Origin of the sequence: Pedobacter cryoconitis (genome assembly GCF_014200605.1) — a bacterium.
Taxonomy (GTDB): Bacteria; Bacteroidota; Bacteroidia; order Sphingobacteriales; family Sphingobacteriaceae; genus Pedobacter; species Pedobacter cryoconitis_B.
Map to the genome: position 1 here is coordinate 50,250 of NZ_JACHCE010000011.1, position 24,273 is coordinate 74,522.

Sequence of the window (24,273 nt, forward strand, 5' to 3'; positions counted from 1 at the left end):
TTAACTTGTATTTTGTTCTTTAAAGCATATCTTTATTTATGTTTAAATCGTATTTCATGAAGGTATTCAAAAACAACTTTCTCCTGATGGTCATTACCGCAGCTATATTTAGTTCTTGCGCTTTACCTACTTCTTATATTGGAGATACATTCACCCCCACTGAAAATGTGGATGTTTTTTATGCTGCCAAAGATGTGAAGAAAGATTACAGAGTAATTGGACATATTTCTAGTCAGGCAAGTGCTAATGAGAATGACGCAAAGCAAGGGATCATTAATAAAGCAAAAAAAATTGGTGCTGATGGTGTTATTATTCTTGGCGTAGACTTTACCGGCGGTAAAGATTCCACTCCATTTTTTAAATCGGAGGCGATTAAATACAAAGAATAGGATATAAAAGACCTTTAAAACGGGCCGGTCATTCATCAATGACCGGCCTGTTTGATTTAATTGGTTCTTTTTCTTTCTTCTTCATTTCCAGGGCTCCTTTGTTTGATACTGATCTGATCATTTCCAAAGCTATAAGTCAAAGAGAACCTGAAAAATCTGCTGCTATTATTCTGGCTATAAACTTGTCTGACCGCATTGACCACAGATGTATAATCTTTTAGATAAGCATTGTTAAATACATCATTCACCAGCAATGATAGCTGTAATTTATCTTTAAGCAGTGCTTGTTTGATTCCTATGTTCAATCCTGATAGCTGTCCGGTTTCATATAACCCTCTTTTAACGGAAGAACTATAAGCATAATCTGCCTGCAATTTTGTTGAAGAGCTTAACGAAAAGGTGTTATTACTTGTTAAATACAATTGAGCACTATTTTTTGGAATTGCATTCACCATCGTATTAAATATGCTTTTTGAGCCCAGCAGATAAGCCATGTTTTGACTTTGCCACCAACTCAGTATATTTATTGTATAGCTTTCTCCTAAACCATAATAGTATTCTTTGAAATAGTTCTTTCTGCTGATGACCTGTGTATTTGTCCGTGGATCAGAGTTGAATATAATACCAAAACCATCAGAGGTGATATTAAAGAATAAGTTAGTTCTCAGATTTCCTTTATATATATAAATGAAATCAAAATTATCATGATATGAAGGTTGTAAAAATGGGTTTCCTTCTGAATAGCTTTTACTATTTATATAAGAACGGAAAGGGTTTAAGTCTCTGAAAACTGGTCTGTTAACTCTTCTTCCGTAATTCAATAAGAAGTTATGGTTTACATTTTCTTTATAGAAGAGATAAACTGTAGGAAATAACTTGAGATAGCTATTTAAAGTCTTTTGATTTAAAGTACCTGAATATCCGCTGGTCTGTATATTTTCCAGTCTCAAACCTAGTTGTAAACTTAATTTGCTGTTTATGTTTTTATTTCCATTGATATAGATGGCCTGATTGTTCTCCTTGTATTCGAATGTGCTGGAACGGGAAGCATCTAAAATGGCATCACCAGTACTGGTATTGTAATAGCTGATGTCTGCTTTACTATTTATAAAGCTTAATTTAGTACCATAGGAGAGGTTCAGGAATTTTAAGGGGTTTTCCATATCAACTTTGATACTGTAATTATTGATATCCTGTGCAGCAATGTTTCTTGCTGACTGACTGATATTTAAAAACGTCATGTCAGGTAAAAAAGATTTAGTGACGAAGTTGTTGTCAATTTTTGAATTATAGGTGAAGTAGTCAAGATCAACGGATATTTTTTTTCCTGATGTATCCAGCTTCGTGATTACGTGCGCATGATAAGTTTGGCTGGCATTACTCAAATTATTGGACCCATCATTCATGAGTAGAGAATCTATCTGGTTACCTGTATTTCTGATTTTTATGACCGTCAGATCTTTGGAATCAGGACTGTTTTGACTTCCGCTATATTGTATTCCGGCTGTGATCCGGTTTGAAATGTCATAGTCCAGAATGAACCCTCCGGATAAGTTATCCTGTTTTTGTTTTCCTACCCGGTTCAATGCCCATAATCCGTTCGGATAATAAGTGTTTAAACCCTCTGTCTCTTGAACAGATCCTATTTTACCACCTGCATTCAAGGAGAACTTTAAATTGTTTTTATTGTACAGAAAGTTATCTCTTAAGGTGAAAAAGCTATAGGTACTCTGATCATAAGAAAGTGCGGTTGAGTTCTTCCAGGAATCCCGGACTCCTTTTTTTAAGATAATATTGAGCAGTCCGCCGTTTCCAGAGGCTTCATATTTTGCAGCAGGGTTATTCATGACCTCAATACTTGCAATGTCACTTGCTGCAATTGAATTGAGATAGTTCATCAGTTCATCACCAGTTAGTTCAATCATACGGCCGTCTACCATGACACGGGATGCACCTTTACCTAATATGCTGATTGTATTATTTTGAACGATTACGCCCGGTGTTGCACTGATGGCATTCAGCGCATAACCACCTGATGCGGAAATACTATTTGCAACATTGAAAATAAGGCGGTCTGTTTTATACTCAATTGTTTTTTTTTGAGCTACAATTCTGACCTCATTAAGATCTTTGTTTTTTTGTAGTTCAATGCTGCCTAAATCTGTGTCTTTTTCTATAGAGATGTTTTTCTCCCATGCAGTAAATCCGAGGTAACTGATCTTTATATGATAAGAACCGCTATTGACTTTCATTTCAAAAGAACCATCCTCTCTGGTTAATGTTCCTGCAGCTACTTTGCCTTCTGGGTTTGTTAAAATTACATTTGCCCAGATTACAGGTTCGTGATTACCTGTTACATTTCCTTTGAATTGTATTTGAGAACTTGCCCATAATGGTAAACTTAATAAGGCGTATAAGATGATTGTTTTCATATGCTTTTGCTTTATGAATACAAATCTGCCTTAGAAAGGGCGGTTGCACGACCGACAAAAAAAGTCGGACTATTTTCTTTTCAAAAAAACAGTCCGACTTTTTTTTAAGGCGTTCGACTTTTGTTAATTGTCTTATAATGAGCTATTCATCTTCAAGAAGGGAAATGCAATCTTTACCGAGTACATTTAGTCTTGCAGGAAGGCTTGCCAGAGAAGTCGTATCCTTAATGCTTTTATAAAGCGTAGCCAGTATATCATGAGTTCTTTCATCTGCTTCACAGGCTTCTGACTTTTCAAACAAAGCAATTGTTTTTAATACCTGAATTTTATACGCTTTATAGCTTTCATTATTCAGGACCGCATCTTTAAGCTTTGCCGATTCAGCAACCTTCTGGCCTAAAACATTGCATTTTTTTAAATTGATATAGCCTAATGCACGATAGGTGACATAATAACCAGGAACTAATCTGATAACATTTTCATAAAGTGGAATAGCCTTTTCTGGAGAACCAGCTGCTTCATATATTCTTCCAAGATGAAAACTGATATTTGCAATTTGCTTTTCGTTTAATTCTGAGGAACGGTTTAACAGTGATAAGGCTGTTTCTGTTGTTGCCGGATTTTTTGAATCATCCATTCTGGTTTGTGTATAATCAAAATATAAGTCTTTGACATTTTGATTCTGCGCAAATGAGGAGCTGACTCCATAAATAATTAATAGATTTAATAATAATGTTTTCTTCATGGGTTTTTATTGAAATTTCTGTGAATATAGGTGAATTAATGAATCAAAAAATTAATGTATTCAATTTTTTTCACTTGAAGAAAGATTGAACTTCATATAAAAGGATAGTTAAATTAACAGAGGATCGATATTTTTATCAATCTATAATAGAGCATAAGAAAGGGATCAAACAATTGTAATATGTCATCAAGAAGATTATTTATTAAAAGCGGCTTAGCTAGTATTGCACTGGCAGGTATTCCAGGGGTAGTTTCTGCATTAGACCCGGTTGAACAGCATGTGCTGAGTAATTCTGCAGGTAAACTAAAACTGCGTTTCGCTATTGCCTCCGACGGCCATTATGGTCAGCCGGATACTCCTTTTAAAAAGGACCATGAAAATATAATCCAATGGCTTAATGAAGCACATCATGTGAGCCCGTTGAATTTTGTAATTATTAATGGTGATCTGGTACATGACAGGCCAGAACTGTTAAAAGAGGTGAAAAATAATTATTATGACCGTCTAAAAGTTCCTTTTTATGCTATTCCGGGAAACCATGACCATGCAGATACTGCTACCTGGAAATCCGTATTTGGTTACGAAGACAACTTCTCTTTTGAAAATAATGGAATTGGTTTCATATTGGCCAATACTTCCAATACCAAAGGAACCTATATTGCGCCCAATGCTGATTTTATGAAGCGGGAACTTGAGAAATTCAAAGATCTGAAGACTGTTTTTGTTATTTTACATATTCCGCCGCATCTCTGGGTTCCGGAAAATTCTTTTGTAGACAGTCCGGAAACGGTTAGTTTATTACATAGTTATCCAAATGTGAAGGCTGTTTTTCATGGACATGACCATAACCTGGATGCTGTATTTTACACCAATAAATTACCACATTTCTTTGACTCACATATTGGCGGTAACTGGGGGACAAGTTATCGCGGGTACCGGATTGTTGAGGTCGATGAAGCAAATAAAATCACCACTTACCAGGTTAACGCAAGTAAAAGCCCTTTATTGAATGAAACTTCATTTTAAAAAAATTAGCTAATAAATAGGACAATGCTTTAATTGCATAAATAATGGAAAATTACAGCATTGTCATATTTATTCTTGCAGTGATGATCGGTTTATCAGCAATTGCTGATAAAATCCGGTTACCTTATCCAATATTATTAATCATTGCAGGTATAGCAGTTGGTTTTATTCCGGGACTGCCTGATATTGAATTAAATCCTAATGTTGTTTTTCTGATTTTTCTTCCGCCATTATTATACGATGCGGCTTTTAACATCTCCTTTCAGGAGTTTAAAACAAATATCAATACGATCTCAGCTTTAGCGATCTCGCTTGTTTTTTTAACAGCCACGGGAATAGCAGTAATCGCACATTACTTAATCCCTGGTATGAGCTGGCCTCTTTCGTTTGTTCTTGGGGCAATCCTTTCCGCTACTGATGCAGTAGCAGCAATGAGTATTACTAAAGGTTTGGGGTTGTCACATAAAACCAATACGATATTGGAAGGAGAAAGCCTGGTTAATGACGCTTCGGCACTTGTTGCTTACAGATTTGCAGTTGCCGCTGTGACAGGTTCAGTTTTTGTTTTATGGAAGGCTTCACTGGAATTTGCGCTATTAATGGCTGGAGGTTTTGTAATCGGTTTGATCATGGGCCGGATTTTAGCTTATATCCTCAGATTTGTTAAGGATAATGCCATTGTTACCATCAGTTTCATGCTGCTGATGCCTTTTGTCACCTATCTGGTTGCAGAAGAATTGCATGTTTCGGGGGTGATAGCAGTTGTTGTTCTTGGGCTTGGAATTTCGCGGTTCAGTAATAAAGTATTTCCTGAAAAATTAAAAACAGAATCCAGAACTATCTGGGATATTATCATTTTTCTGCTCAATGGACTGATCTTTATTTTGATAGGACTGGAGTTCCCTTACATTATCAGAAATATTGATAACGAACTTATACCAGCCTATGTGGGTTATGCATTTATCATTACTATTGCGGCTTTGTTACTGCGCATGGCCAGGGTATTTTTACAACAAGTCAATCTGCAAAATGTTTTCCGTAAGAAAAAGGGACGAATCACTGAACATGCATTACTAGATTTTAATACCAGTCTGATCATCAGCTGGTCTGGAATGCGCGGTATCGTATCGCTTGCCATAGCAATAGGTTTACCAATGACCCTGGGTGATGGAAGTCCCTTCCCGCAGCGAAATGCAATTATATTTATTGCCATAGTTGTCGTTTTGTTTACGCTGATCGGGCAGGGGCTCACTTTACCCTGGATCGTAAAAAGCCTTAATCCAAAAGATCCGGTATAAGATAGCCAGGGTTTACAAAAACAGGTTTAACTGCCCGAAAGAGCTTTGATATGCTGTACTGCATTTTTATTCTCAGGATTCAGGGATAAAGATTTTTTATAGTTCAAAAGCGCTTCTTGATCATTCCCGGTAATTTCAAGTATTTCTCCAAGACTATCATAGGCATTTGCACTTTCAGGATAAAGCTTTACATTCAATCTGAAAATTGAAAGGGCTTTAGCTATTTCTTTTTCACTAAGCAGTTGATAAGCCCATCCATTAAGGTCATCTTCATTCAGATTAAAAGATGGGTCTTTCTTTTTCAGTCTGGCGGCTATAGCTGCTGACTGATCAAAACCCTGCTTCAATAATTCAGCTCTTAATTTCCGGATAGCAGGAGCCAGGCCAAAACCATTTGATTGATGCATTTCAGGGATATAATAGGCTGCTATTTCATCAATAAACCGATCCGGGTTAGCGCCCATCAGATTCGTAAGGACAACAATCGAAAGGTCATCCTTCCGGTATACAAATAGTGCAGATCTACCACCACCAACCGGTCCGACAGCAGGATGTTCTGCTCTGGAAACTGTTGGCCATCCCAGTGCATAACCGTTGGTAAGCTGGTTGAACCCGCCTATTTTTCCATTATTTAAGATAGCAGGGCCCCATAAGGTTTCCAGACTGGCTTTTTGTTTTAATAATTGGCCATCTTTCAGGGCGATGATCCAGTTTGCCATATCTTTTGCAGTAGACAAAATTCCGGCAGCTGTTCTGAAAAAGACTGGAAACTGGATATAGGCAGTACCAGGACTATTGCCTCTTACTGGTTTGCCGCCAACAAATTTTACCATTGTATAGGCACCCGCCGAATGCTGAATTACGTCAAATGAATCTCCAAACCTGGTTAATGGCATATCAGCTACTTTAAACTGTCTATCCTCAATAAATTTAGTAAAATGTACTCCGCTTAGTTTAGTAATGATCTTTCCGAGAATGACATAGCCGGTTTGATTGTAACTGAACTGATCTCCTGTTTTGAATTCCAGGGGTAAGGTCCGTACCTTTTTCCAGGCCAGGTTTTCGTTAGCATTTTCTAAGATCTGCTCATTGGGGTCCAATATATCCGGTAGGCCTGAGGTATGGGTTAATACCTGCTTCAATGTGATTTTTTGCCATGATACAGGCAGGCTATCTATATAAAGAGAGATCGGATCATTGATTTTAAGCTTTCCTTCTTCAGCCAGTTGCATAATGGCTACTCCGGTAAAAGCCTTGGTAATTGAATTGATGGAGAAAATACTCTGATCAGTTGCCGGGATCGAATTTTCAAGATTAGCTGTACCGTAACTGTTCAGTTTTACAATCTTCCCCTGGCGGATTACAGCCAGCTGTAAAGCGGGAATATGCTGTGCCTGCATTCTTTGCCTGAGGAATAAATCAATACTATCAGGCTGTTGAGTTTGCTGAGCCTGAGTTAAAGCAGGTGCAAATGTTCCAAAGAATAAAATGGCAGCGCGTAAATATTTGGTCTTCATATTTTTTGAGGGTGTTAAATCGCTAATAAGATCGCTCATGTTAATTTATGTTACAAAATTTCTTGTCAGAAGCAGAATAAAAAATGATCCCATTTAATACGTTTTGCCTGTTAAGTTTTATTTAATTTAGCAAAGCAATTTTATTTGATGTTGTGGTTAAAAGTGATGGATTATAAAATAAATATTTATGAACGCTGATAAAGAACTCTTATTTTTCTTTAGTGCTTTGGGAACTTTCAACGGGTTTATTTTAAGCGTATACTTTCTCTTTTTTACCAGTAAAAAGTATCTCTCCAATTATTTTCTGGGTGCTTTACTACTTGCTTTAAGTGTGCGCATTGGTAAGTCTGTCTTGCTGTATTTTCATGCTGACCTGCCTAAGATATATCTGCAAATCGGGCTTTCGGCCTGCTTTTTTATCGGCCCCTTTCTTTATTATTTCTTGAAATCAGCAATTGAAGGGATAAATGTTATCAAAAAAACGTGGTTATGGAATTTGATCATATTGTTTATCATCATAGCCGCTACGGGGTCCACGTTTTCTTATCAAAATTATCCAAAGTTATGGAATGGGTATTTTGTGTGGGTCATTTATCTCCAATGGCTTTTTTATGTAGGTGCAGCTGGTTTTACAGGCAGAGGGATATGGACAAAAATCTTCGTCAAAAATGAGCAGATGAGTGCTCGCGAGATCTGGCTTTCAATGATCTATATCAGCAATCTCATCATCTTTGTCTTTTATTTTCTTGCTTTGATCAATGCACCTTTTACCTCTTATCTCAATGGTTCAATTGTCTTCTCCTTTATTCTCTATCTGACTATTTCTGTTCTTTTACACAGAAAGAAAACTGACGACTTGTTTTTGGTAACCCAAAGCAAGAACCAGGTCAAAAAAGTAAATGAAGAAGATGCCGGAATCTTATTGAGAAAGCTGGACAAAATAATGACTGAGAAAGAATTTTACAAAAACCCTGACCTGAAGCTAAGTGATTTATCTAAAGGGGTTCACATTTCCAGTCATCAGTTATCCCAGTTTTTAAATGATAGCGTAGGTAAAAACTTCACTACCTATGTCAATGAATTCAGGGTGAATGAAGCTTGCAAAATTATATCGTCCGATAATCGCCTTACTCTGGAGTCTATAGGCTATGAGGTAGGCTTTAATTCTAAATCCACTTTTTTTGCTGCTTTTAAAAAGCTAAAAAGCACTACACCATTGAATTATCAGCAGAATATCCTGAAATCTTAAGTTAGTTATGGAGTACTGATTTATAAATTCGTACTCCTGATTCCTGTTTTCAACACCTGCATGCCGGATTTCCTTTGGACTTTTGTAAAGAATCCAAATTTAATCCGCAAAATTTATGAGGTATATTTTCGCCCTGCTCATTCTTCTTATTCTTTCTTCATCCGCAAAAACACAAGCTCAAAATATCAATACCATTTCTGGCAGAGTAATCAATACCAATCAGGAAACCCTGATGGGCAATATCAGAGTACTGTCCGCAGCAGATTCAACTTTTATCGGGGGTTTAAGTTTTGCAAATGGTGTTTTTGAAATCTCCGGTATCCATAATAAAGAGGTCTTACTGAAATTAACTTCCTTATTATTTGCGGATACTACAGTTAGGGTGAAATATAATGGACAGGGGGTCATTGATATTGGTGATCTTATCATTAACGAAAATAAAAACCAGTTAAACGAGGTTCAGATCAGAAGCGGGCCTCAGTTAATGAAGTATAATAGCAATGGAAATCTGGAAGTCAATGTCGCCAATACGATTCTTGCAGGCAGCAGCTCGGTCAATGAAATATTAACGAGGTCGCCGAATGTGATTGTAACGGAAGGCCGGATTTCGGTATTTGGAAAAGGAGATGCTATCATTTACCTGAATGGTAAACTGATTACTAATGAAAGAATGGCTTCGATCCCTGTTTCGCAAATTTCTAAGATTGAGATTATCTCCAATCCATCTTCTAAGTATGATGCAGAAGGAAAAGCTGTAATTAATGTGATTACAAAAGTTAATAGCAATGACGGACTTTTTGGTTCAGCCAGTGAACAGTTTACGACTTCTGAATTTGCCGGTAGCAATTCAAATACTTTAGTAGATCTGAATTATGCTATGGGACCATTTTCAATAGTCGGTAATTACGGTTTACTTTTAGGGAGAAACAGAGAAGTCTTATATACCACCAGAACCAGGCCTGCTGAAAGCGACTATTTGAAGTCTGAGCTAACCACAGACTGGAAACGTAAATACAATAACTTCTCCAATTTTGGTCTGGGAGTTCAGTATAATATCAATCCGCAGAGTGATATCTCTTTGGCCTATAGTGGAAACTTTGAAGATTTAGGTGGAAGTCAGAATAGTCAAAATAGGATTGAGACCAGGCAGAACAATAGCTTTTATACCAGTAATATTGATAAAGATGAAATCAGGCTTAACCAGTCTGTTATCTTAAATTACAATAAAAAACTGGATACGCTGGGGTCGGCAATCTTTGCAGGAAGTCAATATTCGCATTTCAATACAAATGTTAATGATTTTATAGGGGAGACTAGTGTTATCGATGATACAAATGGCCTGAGATTTCTGAAGAATGATGTGCGGCATCAGATCTCTATATTCAGTACACAGTTTGATTATACAAAAATATCGGGTTCTGGTGGTAAGCTGGAGGCTGGTGCTAAATTCAGTACAGCTTACACCACCTCAGGTACAAATTTTTTAGTTGCTGAAAATACGAAGGATTTCGAGCTGGACACTGATTTATCCAGTAATTTTAAGTACAAAGAACTGATACCAGCTGCCTATATGAATTACAGTGCTGCGCTCAGTAACCGGACAAAATTTGGGATTGGGGTAAGGGGAGAGTGGACTAATTATCAGTTAAATACTACGGTTGGCGACGGGCAGGTCGTTGAGGCCGGCTATTTCAATATTTTTCCGAACCTGGTAATCAATACAGCTATTTCTGATCAGTTTAAACTGAGTGCTTCGTATGTTTCTAAAATAACAAGGCCAAGGTACCAGTCTCTTAATCCTTTTGTGATTTACCAGGATCCTTTCACTACGATTGAAGGGAACCCAAACCTGGTTCCGGAAAAAGTTCATTCATTTGAGCTGGGTACTAATTATAAAATGTTTGACCTGAAAATTGGCTATAATTACACTTTAAATCCAATCAGTGGGGCTGCATTAAGAGGAAACGGGCCAAATAGTTATGTGCTGAAAACAATAAATCTGGATAAAGACCATACCTTTTTCACTTCTATTGCTGCCTCTTTTAATATCAAATGGTGGACCACGATGAATACAGTTAGCTTAAGTTATAGCAAGTCGATAGATCATCAGTTTTCTTTTGTCGTTGTTAAACCAAGACCGCAATTATACTTGTATTCAAATAATACTTTCAACATCAGTAATCTGTTCAAAGTTCAGGTTCTGGCCTGGTATCTGGGAGATAGATATTATGGATTATATTATAATAAGAGCAGATCTGCTGTGACATTGGGGCTGGAGAAGAATTTCTTCAATAATGTTATCAAGGGAAGGTTTACTGCAAATGATATCTTTCGCCGGACAAATACCACTGGAAATTATAACGTGGGACAAACTGATATCTACTTTGACAGGACCAATAACAATAACTATTTCAGATTAAGTGCAACTTATAATTTTGGAAAATCAAGTCAGTCCGGTTACAGCAATAAGGTGACCGGGCAAGCTGAAAATAATAGGGCTAATTAAAAGCAGCCCTTAAGGATGCTAAATTTAGATTAATTTAAGATCTTTTATTTGTACTGATTCTAAATTGGTCTATATTTACCGCCGGATTTACCCTAAAGCATAAATGAGATTACAGTACAGCCAGGACATAGACGTGGATGATGCTTTTAATGAGCTCTTTAACAGTCATTGGCATGGGGTATATAATCTTTGTCTGCGGTATTGTGCCGAAGAAGCTGTGGCTAAAGACCTGACTCAAAATATATTTATGTCTATCTGGGAGAAGAAAACTACTTTTCAGGATAAAAAAAGTGCAGAGCAGTACCTGAGTAAATCCGCAAAATATCAGGTATTGAACTATCTCAGAAACAAGAAGGATACTGTAGAAGCCAATGAACATACCGGTAATCAGAATTCAATTGAAACCTTGCGTTATAATCCGGAATCTGTTTATACCTGTAATGAACTTTCCAGGAAGATCAATCTCCAGATTGAAACTTTACCAGAGCCAGCCAGGACCATATTTCTGTTAAGCCGTCAGCAGACAAAAAGTTACCTGCAAATTGCAGATCAGCTGGGTATATCTGTGAAAACGGTAGAGAAACATATGACCCGTGCACTCCGAAGTTTAAGAACAGCACTGCTTGGATAAATTAAATATTTTATTGATTTAGCGTAGGGTAGCTGCCAGGTTAAGGTAGTTATAGGTATGAGCAATATACATCCCGATGTATTTAAACGTTATGCCGAAGGTAAATGCACCAGTGAAGAACGGAGATTAGTTGAAGAATGGTTAGAAAAAGAAGATGATCTTTCTGTCTTTACGAATCAAAGTGAAGACCCTGTCCTTAAGCATGCTATATGGGCAGAAATAAGAGAAAATGCCACACAAAAACAAACCGGTTATAAACTCAAACGGAGCCTGTTTGGTATGGTAGCAGCCATCTTGTTGGTTGCTGCCGGAGCATTTCTTTTCAAACGCAGCCCAGTCACAGCACAGCTTCCCCTGGCCCGGGAAACATACGAAGTACCCAAAGGAAAAATGATCAGCCTGGTTTTGAATGACGGTACCCAGGTACAATTAGCAGGTGGAAGTTCATTTCAGTATCCCCGTAATTTCCCTGGTCATACCAGAGAAGTTACATTAATCTCCGGTGAAGCCTTTTTTAAAGTAAAACACAATCCGGAACAACCGTTTATAGTTCACAGCTCCGGTACAGAAGTAAAAGTTTTGGGTACCCGGTTTAACGTATCCAATGTAAGTGGATCGAAGCATCTTGCTGTTACCCTTACTCAAGGCAGTATTAGTTTTAAAAGTAAAGATCAGGTAGAAAAGATACTGATCCCCGGCCAGAAGCTGACTTATGATAAAATACTGAATAAAACCCGGAAAATTGAAGCAGCAGATACAAGTTATACCACAAGCTGGACAGCAGGGATATTGTGGTTTAAGCAGTCGCCGGTTATGGAGGTTATACAAAAACTGGAAGCTTACTATGGCGTCACTTTCAAGGTAGAAGGTACCCCTGATCTGACTGTCCCTTTAACGGGTAAGTTTAAACGTCAGCCCTTGTCAAGGATCTTGAAATTAATAGAAAACAGTTCTGAATTGAAGTTTAAACAAGAGCAGAATACAATCACAATTTATAAAGCGAAATAACAACACACAAAAATAACCACACACCAAATGAATAATAAAGGCAGTCCCATACACCTGGTATCCTGAAAAACTACCGAACGTGCGCTAACACGCCGGTAGCAAATTTTCTCATCAATATCTCACAATTAATGATCAAAAACGAAATTATGAATTTAAAAATAAGTTCAGCACTATTGTCGTGCTTAACTATCTCAATTATTACATTTTTTACCACGTTCAATACCGTAAGGGCGCAGACCCATCCAGAAACTGTCATCTCAATCAGTCCAAAAACACTTAAATTAAGAGACGTATTTGATCAGTTGTCAGAAAAGGCAGGCCTGAATTTTATTTACAGTAATATCGATAAAGAGCTTGAAAAAACAATTACAATAAACCCATCTTCTGCACCTGTTAAAGATATCCTTGAACAATTATCTCTGAAATCTGGTCTGAAATTTAGTGCCAGTGGCGATGATATTGCAGTAAAACATCAGGCTAAAGGAAATATCAGGGGAACCGTAAAAACTACAGACAAAGAGCCTGTTGCTTTTGTCACTGTAAGACTTAAAGGTTTAAAAAGCACGGAAACTAACGAAGACGGTGAATTTGAGTTTAAAAATATACCAGCTGGCGAGGTTACAATCAGTGTAAGCCATATCGGCCGTTCTGCGCAAAGCCGAAAAGCAATCGTGAAGGCGGATGAATATATATCCGTTGATTTTATGGTTTCTTCCAGTGCTACAGACTTGCAGGAAGTTGCTGTTAATGGGAATAGGGCAAACAAATTTGCTGAAAAAAAAAGTGACTATGTAGCCAAGCTGCCATTGAAAAATCTGGAGAATGCCCAGGTATATAATACGGTAAGCAACAGGTTAATGAAAGAACAATTGAGTGTAAATGTATTACAGGCTTTGTCTAATATTCCGGGAGCTGTGCCATCTACCAGTGCAAGAGGAGAGACCCAGATTACATTAAGGGGGTTTATAGCCGTTTTAGGCGCCAGAAATGGGATTCAGTATGTTGCAGCAGGAAGAACTTCTGTCGATCCTATAAATATTGAACGCATAGAAGTCCTTAAAGGTCCATCTGCCACATTGTTTGGTAATGCTGTTTCTTCTTATGGCGGCGCCATAAACCTGGTCACTAAAAAGCCGTTTGAAACAGCTGCCGCAGAATTGTCTTATTCTGTTGGAAGCTGGGGACTGAGCAGAATTACTGCTGATGTCAATACACCGCTTAATGAAGATAAAACAGCCTTATTAAGGGTAAATGCGGCAATTAATAAACAGGAAAGTTTTCTGGAAACAGGGCATAACAATACTTTTGCAATTGATCCGAGTTTAACTTATCGCGTAAACGATAGGCTTACACTTGCTATGGATATTGAAGCTACAAGAGAAGATGTAACCAGGCCGGGTTCCCTTAATTTCGATGTTCTGAAATTAAAGAATGTTAACCAGATCCCTCTGGATTATAAGCAGACACTTTTTGCCGATGATTTTAATGCCATCGCCAATACTTTCCGTACTTATTTTGAGGCCAGGTACCAGCTGTCTAAAGAATGGGCATCTTATACTAACCTTTCTGTGAATAATGAGAGATTAGAAAAAAGTTATCAGAATGAGTCTGTGTTTATCAGTGCTGATAGTATAAAGCGTGCAATCCGGGTTTTTGGACCTTTTAATACAACAAACACGAATATCCAGCACAATCTGAAAGGTGATTTTAAAATTGGTTCGATCCGGAACCGTTTCATCTGGGGCGTTGATTATACCCGCGAAATACAAAGCAGGTATACTGCAAGGGCTACTATTGACTATATCTCCATCAAGGAACCAATTCTTCATGTCACCAGGGCTCAGGCAGATAAAGTTCTTGGGCTTGCTTATGGATATACTTACCAGGTTAACAGATATGCGACTTATGTTTCTGATCTGGTGAACCTGACAGACCGTTTAATGGTGCTGCTGAGTTTGCGTGCAGACAGGTATCAGAGAAAAACCAGCGATGGGGGAACGGAGAATTACAGCCAGACTTCTTTCACTCCAAAATTGGGTCTGATTTATCAGCCTGTTAAAGATCAGGTATCTCTATTTGCAAATTATATGAGTGGTTTCACCAATATGGCACCTGTATCACAGCCAGATGGAACTACTTTGGCATTAAAGCCAGAATATGGTATCCAATGGGAGAGTGGGGTGAAAATTAATACCAAAGACAATAAGTATACAGCGACTTTGAGTTATTACAACATCAATGTCCGTGATGCTGTCCGTATGGATGCAAGTCAATATACTTTTCAGGATGGGAAGCAAAAGAGTAAAGGATTTGACCTTAGTTTTGTCGCAAACCCTATCCCAGGTTTGAATATGATTGTAGGTTATGCATTTAATGAAAATCATTATATACAGTCCGCATCAGGAATTGGAAAAGAAGTGATTGCCAATCCAAAAAACGTTGCCAATTTCTGGTTGGGCTATAAGTTTCAGCCGGGTACAGCATTAACTAACTTCGGATTAGGTTTTGGCGGTAACTATGTAGATAAAAGTTTCCATAATACAGATAATACGGTAATTATCCCTTCGTATACGCTCCTGAATGCAACTGCATTCTATGAACAGCAAAAATGGAGATTTGGTTTGGCCTGTAATAACCTCGCAAATCAAAAATACTGGTCTTATGAAAATCCGCAACCATTAAGACAGCTAATTCTAAGTACTTCGTTTAGATTCTAAAGTTTAATGTTTAAGAAGTTTATTCAAAAAATCCATCTCTGGCTCGGTTTTATTACCGGGCTGGTGCTGGTCATTAACTTACTTCCTGCTTCTATTTTTGCATTTAATACAGAGTTGAAAGACTGGTGGTACCATCGGGCGATTTTTGCAACCGAAATTAAAACGAGTACGCTGCCTATTTCTGTACTCAAAGAAAAAGTAAGGGCAACTTTAAAAAATAAAGAAGTCATTACACATATTGAGGTAAACAGCGATAAAACCAGGGGTTATGCTTTCGGGATTTATGAAGAAAGTAAACACCCGGGATTTACTTATTTCTCAGAATCAGAAGTAAATAAAGAAGTTTATGTCAATCCATACACCGGGAAAATTCAGGGAGAAATTGATTTAAGGTATGACTGGATTAAAATCTGTGAGGCCATTCACCGCAGGATGCTGCTTCATTATAATTATGGAGGGCATTGGTTTATAGCCATTTCTACATTGGCGATCATCTTTTCTTTGTTTACCGGATTAGTCCTGTGGTTCCCTAAAAATAAGGCAGCTTTAAAACAGCGTTTCATTTTTAAAAGAAATGTGCGTTGGAGACGCAGAAACTATGATATTCATAATGTTGGTGGTTTTTACAGTTATATTCTGATCTTATTTCTTGCAGTAACAGGCTTATTGTGGAGTTTTGACTGGTGGGCCGCTGGTTTCTACAGGCTTTTTGGTGAAAATTATAAGACCATGAGTGCGATTCAACAGGAATTTATACCACATCCGGTAAAGTCATCTGTTTTTAACCCGCTGGATGCAGCTTTTGAAAATGTATGGAGTAAAAGAAAAAGCTGGTCATCAATGGTGATTGCTTTCCCCGAAGAAGGGGACGAGAAAAATACAGATAAGCTCTTTTTTTATCTGAAATTTAATGATCATACAGGCTGGGATGAGAGTGATCAATATGTTTATCATACTGGCAGGTTGATTAAGCAGGTTCTCCAGGAGCAAAAAAGTACTGCAATAAAATGGCAGGATTCAAATTATGCCTTTCATACCGGCGGGATTTATGGTTTACCGACTAAAATTCTGACCTGTCTGACTACTTTGTTTTGTGCCTCTCTTCCAATCACAGGTTTGATCATCTGGTTCGGGAAAAAGAAGAAAAACAAATCCGCTATCCGGAGTAAAAAGAACAAGTAGTAATTATCTCTATGGTCTATGGCACTTCCCGCATCAAAGCAATTGCATCCAGGCTGATCACAAAGAATTTTTCTGTGTTAACATACTTTGTTTGTATCAGGTTCGTTACATTAAATATGTTTGATTTATCTTTGCTAAAATGTTTTAACAACCTGAATCATTTAGTCATTTGCTTAGATCAGGCTATAGAATTAACAATTTCAAAAACAATGTAAAAGCGAAAGCTATGAAGCATCTTAAACAAGTTTCCCTTAGTTGGCCGAAACAATTATTACTCATTTTTATCCTGCTCTTTACACTAAATTCCTGTAAAGACAAAGACACTGGTACGCCAGAATCAGTAAATAATCCTGTGAAAGATAACACAGGGGATCAATGGAATACGGCTAATCTGACTAATTATGAATCTTACTCCCAGCCTGGCAGTGAAGAATGCCGCAATTTCAATGGATGTGAATATCCGGGTAAATTCGCTTTCTTAGAGAATACACAATTAGAAAGCTGGGTAAAGGCAAATAATATCGTCGCTATACATTCTAAAGATGCCGGAACTTATAAATTAAAGACATTACGTTTAAAACAAGGGAATAATGAAATTGATGTCAAAGTTTATGATCAGTGTTCTGATTCGGATTGTAATGGCTGCTGCACAATCAATGCACATGAAAACGGGCAATCTTTTCTGATTGATATTGAAAAATATACCATGCAGCGTTTTGGCTCGGGCTCAGGTATAGTACAGTGGAGATGTCTGGATTGCAAATAAAAAGATTGTTCTGATTTTATATTACCGGGTAGAAGCCCTGTAGATTAATTCTGCATCCAGCACAATTGTTCTGCTTAAAGCCTCACTGTCTTTGATCTTTTCTAAAATTAATCCGGCAGCGGCTTCTCCCATTTGTACTAAAGGTTGTGCGACACTGGTTAACTGAGGATGTACTATCGTGGCTAGTTCAGTTCCAGAGAAACCTGCAATGGCTACCTCATCAGGTATTTTGATATTTTGTTCAAGCAGATAGTTCATGGCGCCAATGGCCAGCGTATCAGTGAAGGCAAAAATGCTGTCGAACCCTATTTTTTTGTTTAACAATTGTATGGCAGCATTTCTTCCGTCTTCAAAAGTAATGCCTTCGGGTTGGATCATCAATTCCGGATCAAAAAGACCATGTTTGGTCAATATCCTTTGATAACCCGCCGCTCTTTCCGCCGAATTACGGATGCTTGAAGGCCCCATAATATGGGCAATCCTTTTTCTGCCGGTATCAATTAAATGTTCTATCATTAAAGAGGCCTTGATATGATCATTTACCACTACTCTGGAGGCATCCAGTGATTTACCAGGGATTCTGTCAAAAAATACCAGAGGAATTCCGCGGTCCATAATCTGCTGGTATAAATCTTCATTATGGGTTTCGTGAGATAGATTAATTAGGATACCATCCACATTAAATTCTTCCAGGAGCTGCAGGTTTTTTCTTTCTATCAGCGGGTTCTCGTCCGATTCTGTGATGATAACCCGGTATCCCAGCGGGTATAAAATATTCTGGATGCCACGCAGTACTTTTGAAGCAAAAGGAGTGATCATTTCCGGAACTACTAAACCTATATTTTTCGATTGACCGTATTTCAGGTTTAAAGCTGTAGGGTTGGGTTTATATCCGAGTTTTCCGGCCGCTTCAAGTACCTTCTTTTTAGTGTCAGGATGTATATTTTTATCGTTCACCAATGCCCTTGATATGGTCGAGGTAGATAACAATAAATACTTGGCCAGGTCTTTAATGGTGATACGCTTCATGAACTCTTTGATTTGGATTTTATCAAAACTAAGAAAAACAAACCCATATGGGAACGTTCCCCGAATTTTGGTAACGTTCCCATGAATAATTTCTTAGTATAGATGCTACAACCATAGCCTTCATGGCATAAGTTTGGCAAACCAATATAATTTTTATGAATGCAGAGAACTATCGTTACGAGCGTAAGAATATCCAGTCAGGTATTTTACATATAGGTGTAGGCAATTTTCACCGCGCACACCAGGCATTTTACACAGATCAATTACTACAGAATGATGACCAGAGCGAATGGGGTATTTGCGGTGTCTGTTTATTGCCATCCGACGAAAATATAGTCAGAAATTTAAGAGCACAAAATCTTGATTATAGCTTAACCGTATGTGGAAGAGATGGTCAGGATCAAATTTATCAGATAGGTGCTATACATGAATTGCTCTGGGCGGTAGAAGAGCCTGGGGCAGTACTGGCTAAAATTGCAGATAGCGCAATTAAAATTATCACCCTAACCATAACAGAAGGAGGTTATAACCTGGATAAAGCAACTAAAAATTTTATTCTGGAAGATGAAAAGATCAAACACGATCTGGAAAATCCCGGTCATCCTCAAACTGTTTTTGGTTTTATTGCCCAGGGGCTTCGTCAGCGCAGAGCTGCCGGTAGCGGCAGCATTACTATCCTTTCTTGTGATAACCTGGAGCATAATGGAAATACTGCGAAGAATGCCTTTACTGCATTTATAAAGGCTCAGGATAAAGAACTGGCTGTCTGGGTTAATGACCATGTCACCTTCCCTAATAGTATGGTAGACCGGATTACACCTTCAACAAGCCCGGAAGATGTGCAGAGGCTGAACAAAAAAAGTGGAATCGCTGATGCGGCTCCCGTTTATTGCGAAGACTTTATTCAATGGGTAATCGAAGACAATTTCATTGCCGGCCGTCCAGCATGGGAAAGAGTGGGCGTAGAATTTACAGCTGACGTCACTGCATTTGAGAATATGAAGCTGAGTCTTTTGAATGCTTCCCATACTTTATTATCCTATCCGTCTTTCCTTAAAGGGTACCGTAAAGTGGATCAGGCCATGCAGGATGAGGATATCGTTAAATACGTGCGTGATTTCATGAACATTGATATTACGCCTCATGTACCTGCTCCTGAAAACACAAATCTGGAAGAATATAAACAGACATTGATAGCGCGTTTTGCTAACCATAGCGTCAGCGATCAGGTGAGCAGGTTATGTTTTGATGGGGTTTCGAAATTCCCGGTGTATATTATGCCTAACTTAATTAAGATGCTTGCAAAAGGGCAGGACCCTATCCGGGTAGCATTTCTGCTGGCAGCTTACAGACATTATCTTAAATATCAAAAAGATGATGAGGAACAATCTTATCAGATAGCTGAACCCTGGTTAACAGCAGCTGACAAAAAATGTATTGCCAGCGATGCGCCGGTTGACTTTTTAGATTTATCCGCCTTTAAAAGCACTGATCTGAAAACTGCTGCCTATTTTGTAGAACTATACCTGCAGCTGGTCAGGGAGATCAAAGATAAAGGTGTTAAATCTGTACTGCAAACTATTGTGGCTTAAGGTCATCAGGCTAATTTGAATTTTATTCTATAAAATCATGGGAACAAAACTTCGCAATGGTGTATTGCCATTTGCTATTGTTACGTTTATCTACTTCATCGTAGGTTTTTTGACGACAGTAAATGAGCAGTTACAAGCACCATTAAAATTCACTTTTCTGGCTGAAGCCGGAAACCTGAAAAATACATTTACTACGCTGATCTCCTTTTTCTTTTTCCTGGGTTATTTACTGAACGGGACTCTGGCCAGTAAATGGGTAAATGCTGCCGGCTATAAAAGCACCATTATACGTGGCCTTTTATTTATGATCTCAGGACTGCTGATGTATTTGTGCTCTTCGTGGTTTGGTGATCAGTATCCACATTTAGCTATGCATTTTGGTCAGGTTGTTTTGCCTTATGGTTTTGTTATTTTTATCCTGGGCTCTTATTTAATGGGTACCTCTGCCGCTATTATCCAGGTGGTGGTCAACCCTTATGTGGCTTCTTACGAATTACCCGGTACCCAGCCTGTACAAAGGCTCAATATAACTACGGCTATTAATTCTATAGGGACTACTTCAGCGCCATTTTTTGTCACTGTAGTGATGTTCAGCGGGATTTCAATCGCGGATATTGAAATCAAACAGCTTATGCTGCCGCTTATAGCACTGATTGCCTGTGTGGCTTTAGTTACGCTAGTCACCAGGAAACTTCATTTGCCGGATATAGCCAATACCAGGGCTGCTGCCGGAGAAAAATTAGAAAGAAGTATCTGGTCTTTCAGACATTTTACCTTAGGGGTACTGGCCATTTTCTTTTATGTAGGTACAGAGGTCGCTATCGGGGCGAATATCAATATGCATGCTTTTGAATTGGCCGATGCAGGACACCCGATGAGTTTCTTTGGCCGGACAGACATTATTATTGGCGGCGTAGATTTGGGAATACATGCTTTATTATCGACCTTGTATTGGGGAGGATTTCTGATCGGAAGAGCGGTTTCCAGTTTCTTCAGTAAAATTTCTGCAAAAACGCAATTGGCTACCACAACTATACTGGCCACAATATTGGCTATTTTAGCTATGGTTACACAAAATCTGTGGTTTCTGGTTGCTATCGGACTTTTACATTCCACGATGTGGAGCTGTATTTTTTCGTTATCCATCAAAGGTTTGAATAAATACACGTCAAAAGCTTCGGGTGTGTTTATCTCTGCTGTATTTGGTGGTGCAGTATTTACGCTTCTTCAGGGAGGGCTGGCAGATGTTTTTGGCTCCTGGAGATGGACCTGGTGGCTTACCGTAATATGTGAGCTGTTTATGTTGTTCTATGCTTTGTATGGATCGCGTATCAGAGAGAAAGATCTTCTCCATTAAATATGAAATCGGCCAGTAATTTAAAGAACATTTAATAAAAATACAGTGGAAGAAAAGAAAATTAAAGCGGCCTGTTTTGGTGAAGTCTTGTGGGATATTTTTCCAACAGGAGCAAGAAGGGCAGGAGGAGCACCATTTAACGTTGCTTATCACCTTTTCAAAATGGGTATCGATGTGCACATGATCAGCAGTGTTGGTGATGATGAACTTGGTGATGAATTACTGAATAAAATTAAAAGCTGGAATATTTCCACTGCTGGTATCCAGGTGAGCAAATTACATCCCACCAGTACTGTTGTCGCTACAATGGACGAAAATAATGATGCACATTATGAGATCGTACAAAATGTTGCCTGGGATTTTATTGAAGTTATCCCGGCAGATCAGCAATTACTGACAACCACTGATGCTCTTGTTTTTGGAAGCCTGGTTACACGCAACGAAAAATCGAAAAATACACTCTTTGAATTAATTGAAGCAAGTGCTTATAATGTCTTTGATATTAATTTAAGGCCACCTCATTATGATGTCCGGGTTATTAAAGATTTATTGCATAAAACACAATTGGCCAAATTTAACAAAGCTGAATTGCGTATGATGCTGGACTTTCTGGGCAAAACCTATAGCACTGAAAAAGATAGCGTAAAGTATTTGCAGGATACATTTGAGCTGCATGAAATCATTGTTTCTAAAGGGAGTAAAGGGGCGCTTTATGCCCATGATGATGATTTCTATTTGTATCCTACAGTACCTGTTGAAGTTAAAGATACGGTAGGCAGCGGAGATTCTTTTTTAGCCGGGTTCTTATCAAAAAGATTAGAAAATGGTGTTACTGCTGCTCAGATTATGACTCAGGCAGTTTCATTAGGTGCTTTTATTACCTCACAGGAAGGTGCATGCCCTGAATATACATTAGCAGATTTCGCTGCATTCAGGGACGGTCACCACTTATCGGCCTTGCCTGTATAAAGTTTTACCTGTATTAAAAATTGCCGGTATAAAACCTGTCTTATACCGGCTACTACTATACCTCTGCTCTGAAATTTTTACCCATTTTTTCGCCCAGTGCATAATAATGTCTGAAATTATAAATAAGCGGTGACCATGCTGCGGGATCTATATAATTCTGGTTGATGACCAGATTTTCATGCACCCTGACATTGACTACCCTGAGATGCAGACTAGCAATTAAAGGGGTGGAATCTCCAGCAGATTCTACGATATAATGATTTTGCAACACACATTCTAACTGCAGCGGACAATTCGCTATGGCAGGCGGGGTAACGATTTCGGCGGGCATGGATTGAAAATTTCCTGCTGAAAATTTATCTTCTTCATAAAGATATTTGTCTTTTTTATTCTCTGGTACAGGGTTCATCCCTGTTAAACCAGCAATCTTTTCTATGTTTTTATAAAGATCAGGTGAAGGTAAATTGACAACACATTCTTTATTCTCCAGTATATTCTGATAAGTTTTTCCATCGCAGCCCAGTCCCAGGATTAAGTTATAACCCAATGCCCATACAGAAGAGATCGGGCCTATGTTTGGCTTTCCATCCTGATCAATGGAGGTGAGGAGTGCTACTGGTGTACCAAAATAGAGGACTTTAGGTTGTATCGTTAAGAATGCTGGTTTATCGTTCATATCTATCATCAATTTTTCTGACAGCAAATCTCTGTTAATCTTTAAATACATACTTCAGGCTGGAATGAACTATGGATGCCTTTTTAACCTTCTGTTTTTATCCGTATAAAAACTTTATTATCCCTTAAATTGTTATGGTGTTATATTCCGGGGGGAACATCTTAAATCATTAGAATATTCATTCAGCGCCAGGCTAGAAACAAGAGCCTAAAACATCAGATTTCATTCATTTTTCAGGTTTAATCTTTGCCGGATATGACTATATGCTACATATATTTTAAAATCTTAATCATTAAAATCTTAAAAAAATCATGAAAAAGAACCAACCCGGCTTTCTTAGGAAATTATTTCTAAAGAATGCAATTACTGCAAGTTTGTTGATGATTTTATCCTTTATCTGCTTATTTTCCATAAGTTCTGCTTTTGGTCAGGACAACGGGAATTATACAGATGATCAGGCATCTGTTACGATTAAAACTCAGCAGGCACCTCCGCCATTACCCGATTATGTTCAGCCTGAATGTCCGGGAGATGGATATATCTGGACTCCAGGTTATTGGTCATGGGCAACAGATGATTATTATTGGGTACCAGGTGTCTGGATACTTCCTCCGGGAGTTAGTTTATTATGGACTCCTGGTTACTGGGGCTTTTATGATAGTTTTTATGGCTGGCATCCTGGCTACTGGGGCGCACAGGTAGGCTATTACGGTGGAATTAACTACGGCTTTGGCTATTTCGGCAGTGGTTTCTATGGTGGCCGTTGGGAAGGCGGGCATTTCATGTATAATACCTCAGTATGGCGTGTAGGTAAAAACATCCATAATACCTATGTTAACAAAGTGAACATTAATATAAATAATAGAAACAGAGCTAGTTTTAATGGTAGAGGCGGGATAAATTACCGTCCTGGCCGGGATGAAATGAGAGGTGTACAAAATCATATTTCCGCAAGTAAAGAACAGACAGCTCATGAAGTGAATATGGGCAACGAAAAAGGACAGTTCCATCATACCAATCCCAAACCGGCCATACATAGTATGAGTGCACCCGGAGGCCATCGGTTTGACGAACGCGGGCATGAAATGAGAATGGGTGTAGGAATGCAGGGAGGCGGAGGTGGCCGCAGAGGCAGAGGATAATTTATGAAAAGCGGGGACAATAATATGAGGTGAGCCCCAAAT

General features: G+C 38.4%; 19 protein-coding genes. 14 read left to right on the plus strand and 5 right to left on the minus strand.

All coding sequences use genetic code 11. From position 1 onward, the window contains the following. The first annotated feature begins 56 nt into the window (after window positions 1-56). Window positions 57-389, plus strand: a complete 333-nt coding sequence (locus HDE68_RS23815) for a hypothetical protein (RefSeq protein ID WP_183884764.1) — start codon at window positions 57-59, stop codon at window positions 387-389. Window positions 390-445: 56 nt separating this feature from the next. Here the strand turns inward: HDE68_RS23815 and HDE68_RS23820 are convergent, their stop codons facing one another. Next, window positions 446-2,821: an outer membrane beta-barrel family protein gene (locus tag HDE68_RS23820; protein WP_183884766.1), complete on the minus strand. Its 2,376-nt coding sequence runs from the start codon at window positions 2,819-2,821 to the stop codon at window positions 446-448. Between the two features lie 142 nt (window positions 2,822-2,963). Then, window positions 2,964-3,566: a hypothetical protein gene (locus HDE68_RS23825; RefSeq protein ID WP_183884767.1), complete on the minus strand. Its 603-nt coding sequence runs from the start codon at window positions 3,564-3,566 to the stop codon at window positions 2,964-2,966. Between the two features lie 180 nt (window positions 3,567-3,746). Here HDE68_RS23825 and HDE68_RS23830 point away from each other — a divergent pair, with 180 nt between their 5' ends. Together HDE68_RS23830 and HDE68_RS23835 are read left to right on the plus strand one after the other, a co-directional pair. Then, the gene (locus tag HDE68_RS23830; protein WP_183884769.1) at window positions 3,747-4,592 is read left to right on the plus strand and encodes a metallophosphoesterase family protein; all 846 of its coding nucleotides are present in this window, start codon (window positions 3,747-3,749) and stop codon (window positions 4,590-4,592) included. A gap of 44 nt (window positions 4,593-4,636) precedes the next feature. Next, window positions 4,637-5,890 (plus strand): Na+/H+ antiporter, encoded by a 1,254-nt coding sequence (locus HDE68_RS23835; RefSeq protein ID WP_183884771.1) that lies wholly within the window; start codon window positions 4,637-4,639, stop codon window positions 5,888-5,890. A 26-nt stretch (window positions 5,891-5,916) separates the two neighbouring features. Here HDE68_RS23835 and HDE68_RS23840 read toward each other — a convergent pair whose 3' ends face one another. Next, window positions 5,917-7,407 (minus strand): serine hydrolase domain-containing protein, encoded by a 1,491-nt coding sequence (locus HDE68_RS23840; protein WP_183884773.1) that lies wholly within the window; start codon window positions 7,405-7,407, stop codon window positions 5,917-5,919. Window positions 7,408-7,594: 187 nt separating this feature from the next. On the opposite strand from HDE68_RS23840, the gene HDE68_RS23845 reads away from it, so the two are divergent. The 7 genes from HDE68_RS23845 (at window position 7,595) to HDE68_RS23875 (ending at window position 17,466) form a co-directional block, all read left to right on the plus strand. Continuing rightward, complete coding sequence (locus tag HDE68_RS23845) at window positions 7,595-8,656, plus strand: helix-turn-helix domain-containing protein (protein ID WP_183884775.1); 1,062 nt, start codon at window positions 7,595-7,597, stop codon at window positions 8,654-8,656. 115 nt (window positions 8,657-8,771) lie between these two features. Next, window positions 8,772-11,162, plus strand: a complete 2,391-nt coding sequence (locus HDE68_RS23850) for an outer membrane beta-barrel family protein (RefSeq protein WP_183884777.1) — start codon at window positions 8,772-8,774, stop codon at window positions 11,160-11,162. A 103-nt stretch (window positions 11,163-11,265) separates the two neighbouring features. Continuing rightward, window positions 11,266-11,793: an RNA polymerase sigma-70 factor gene (locus HDE68_RS23855; protein ID WP_183884779.1), complete on the plus strand. Its 528-nt coding sequence runs from the start codon at window positions 11,266-11,268 to the stop codon at window positions 11,791-11,793. A 57-nt stretch (window positions 11,794-11,850) separates the two neighbouring features. After that, complete coding sequence (locus HDE68_RS23860; protein WP_183884781.1) at window positions 11,851-12,801, plus strand: FecR family protein; 951 nt, start codon at window positions 11,851-11,853, stop codon at window positions 12,799-12,801. Window positions 12,802-12,947: 146 nt separating this feature from the next. Continuing rightward, on the plus strand, window positions 12,948-15,518 hold the full coding sequence (locus HDE68_RS23865; RefSeq protein WP_183884783.1) for a TonB-dependent receptor: 2,571 nt from the start codon (window positions 12,948-12,950) through the stop codon (window positions 15,516-15,518). 6 nt (window positions 15,519-15,524) lie between these two features. Next, window positions 15,525-16,700: a PepSY-associated TM helix domain-containing protein gene (locus tag HDE68_RS23870; RefSeq protein ID WP_183884785.1), complete on the plus strand. Its 1,176-nt coding sequence runs from the start codon at window positions 15,525-15,527 to the stop codon at window positions 16,698-16,700. A gap of 226 nt (window positions 16,701-16,926) precedes the next feature. Then, entirely contained in the window at window positions 16,927-17,466 is a 540-nt protein-coding gene (locus HDE68_RS23875) for a hypothetical protein (protein ID WP_183884787.1), read from the plus strand. A gap of 21 nt (window positions 17,467-17,487) precedes the next feature. Here HDE68_RS23875 and HDE68_RS23880 read toward each other — a convergent pair whose 3' ends face one another. Continuing rightward, the gene (locus HDE68_RS23880) at window positions 17,488-18,495 is read right to left on the minus strand and encodes a LacI family DNA-binding transcriptional regulator (RefSeq protein ID WP_183884789.1); all 1,008 of its coding nucleotides are present in this window, start codon (window positions 18,493-18,495) and stop codon (window positions 17,488-17,490) included. 155 nt (window positions 18,496-18,650) lie between these two features. On the opposite strand from HDE68_RS23880, the gene HDE68_RS23885 reads away from it, so the two are divergent. Genes HDE68_RS23885 through HDE68_RS23895 form a run of 3 tightly spaced genes read left to right on the plus strand, consistent with a single transcriptional unit; the run spans window position 18,651 to window position 22,413 of the window. Then, complete coding sequence (locus HDE68_RS23885; RefSeq protein ID WP_183884791.1) at window positions 18,651-20,087, plus strand: mannitol dehydrogenase family protein; 1,437 nt, start codon at window positions 18,651-18,653, stop codon at window positions 20,085-20,087. Between the two features lie 37 nt (window positions 20,088-20,124). Beyond that, window positions 20,125-21,444: an MFS transporter gene (locus tag HDE68_RS23890; protein WP_183884793.1), complete on the plus strand. Its 1,320-nt coding sequence runs from the start codon at window positions 20,125-20,127 to the stop codon at window positions 21,442-21,444. Window positions 21,445-21,489: 45 nt separating this feature from the next. After that, window positions 21,490-22,413 (plus strand): carbohydrate kinase family protein, encoded by a 924-nt coding sequence (locus HDE68_RS23895; protein WP_183884795.1) that lies wholly within the window; start codon window positions 21,490-21,492, stop codon window positions 22,411-22,413. A 55-nt stretch (window positions 22,414-22,468) separates the two neighbouring features. On the opposite strand, the gene HDE68_RS23900 is transcribed toward HDE68_RS23895, so the two are convergent. Beyond that, window positions 22,469-23,089, minus strand: coding sequence for a flavin reductase family protein (locus HDE68_RS23900; protein ID WP_183884797.1), 621 nt, complete (start codon window positions 23,087-23,089; stop codon window positions 22,469-22,471). Between the two features lie 311 nt (window positions 23,090-23,400). On the opposite strand from HDE68_RS23900, the gene HDE68_RS23905 reads away from it, so the two are divergent. After that, the gene (locus HDE68_RS23905; protein ID WP_221300936.1) at window positions 23,401-24,231 is read left to right on the plus strand and encodes a YXWGXW repeat-containing protein; all 831 of its coding nucleotides are present in this window, start codon (window positions 23,401-23,403) and stop codon (window positions 24,229-24,231) included. The last annotated feature ends 42 nt before the right edge of the window (window positions 24,232-24,273 follow it).

Coding starts and splice junctions, on each gene's coding strand:
- HDE68_RS23820 (WP_183884766.1), bottom strand. CDS start 2,821: ATGAAAACAATCATCTTATACGCCTTATTAAGTTTACCATTATGGGCA.
- HDE68_RS23850 (WP_183884777.1), top strand. CDS start 8,772: ATGAGGTATATTTTCGCCCTGCTCATTCTTCTTATTCTTTCTTCATCC.
- HDE68_RS23905 (WP_221300936.1), top strand. CDS start 23,401: ATGAAAAAGAACCAACCCGGCTTTCTTAGGAAATTATTTCTAAAGAAT.
- HDE68_RS23845 (WP_183884775.1), top strand. CDS start 7,595: ATGAACGCTGATAAAGAACTCTTATTTTTCTTTAGTGCTTTGGGAACT.
- HDE68_RS23860 (WP_183884781.1), top strand. CDS start 11,851: ATGAGCAATATACATCCCGATGTATTTAAACGTTATGCCGAAGGTAAA.
- HDE68_RS23890 (WP_183884793.1), top strand. CDS start 20,125: ATGGGAACAAAACTTCGCAATGGTGTATTGCCATTTGCTATTGTTACG.
- HDE68_RS23880 (WP_183884789.1), bottom strand. CDS start 18,495: ATGAAGCGTATCACCATTAAAGACCTGGCCAAGTATTTATTGTTATCT.
- HDE68_RS23835 (WP_183884771.1), top strand. CDS start 4,637: ATGGAAAATTACAGCATTGTCATATTTATTCTTGCAGTGATGATCGGT.
- HDE68_RS23840 (WP_183884773.1), bottom strand. CDS start 7,407: ATGAAGACCAAATATTTACGCGCTGCCATTTTATTCTTTGGAACATTT.
- HDE68_RS23875 (WP_183884787.1), top strand. CDS start 16,927: ATGAAGCATCTTAAACAAGTTTCCCTTAGTTGGCCGAAACAATTATTA.
- HDE68_RS23870 (WP_183884785.1), top strand. CDS start 15,525: ATGTTTAAGAAGTTTATTCAAAAAATCCATCTCTGGCTCGGTTTTATT.
- HDE68_RS23855 (WP_183884779.1), top strand. CDS start 11,266: ATGAGATTACAGTACAGCCAGGACATAGACGTGGATGATGCTTTTAAT.
- HDE68_RS23815 (WP_183884764.1), top strand. CDS start 57: ATGAAGGTATTCAAAAACAACTTTCTCCTGATGGTCATTACCGCAGCT.
- HDE68_RS23830 (WP_183884769.1), top strand. CDS start 3,747: ATGTCATCAAGAAGATTATTTATTAAAAGCGGCTTAGCTAGTATTGCA.
- HDE68_RS23900 (WP_183884797.1), bottom strand. CDS start 23,089: ATGAACGATAAACCAGCATTCTTAACGATACAACCTAAAGTCCTCTAT.
- HDE68_RS23885 (WP_183884791.1), top strand. CDS start 18,651: ATGAATGCAGAGAACTATCGTTACGAGCGTAAGAATATCCAGTCAGGT.
- HDE68_RS23865 (WP_183884783.1), top strand. CDS start 12,948: ATGAATTTAAAAATAAGTTCAGCACTATTGTCGTGCTTAACTATCTCA.
- HDE68_RS23825 (WP_183884767.1), bottom strand. CDS start 3,566: ATGAAGAAAACATTATTATTAAATCTATTAATTATTTATGGAGTCAGC.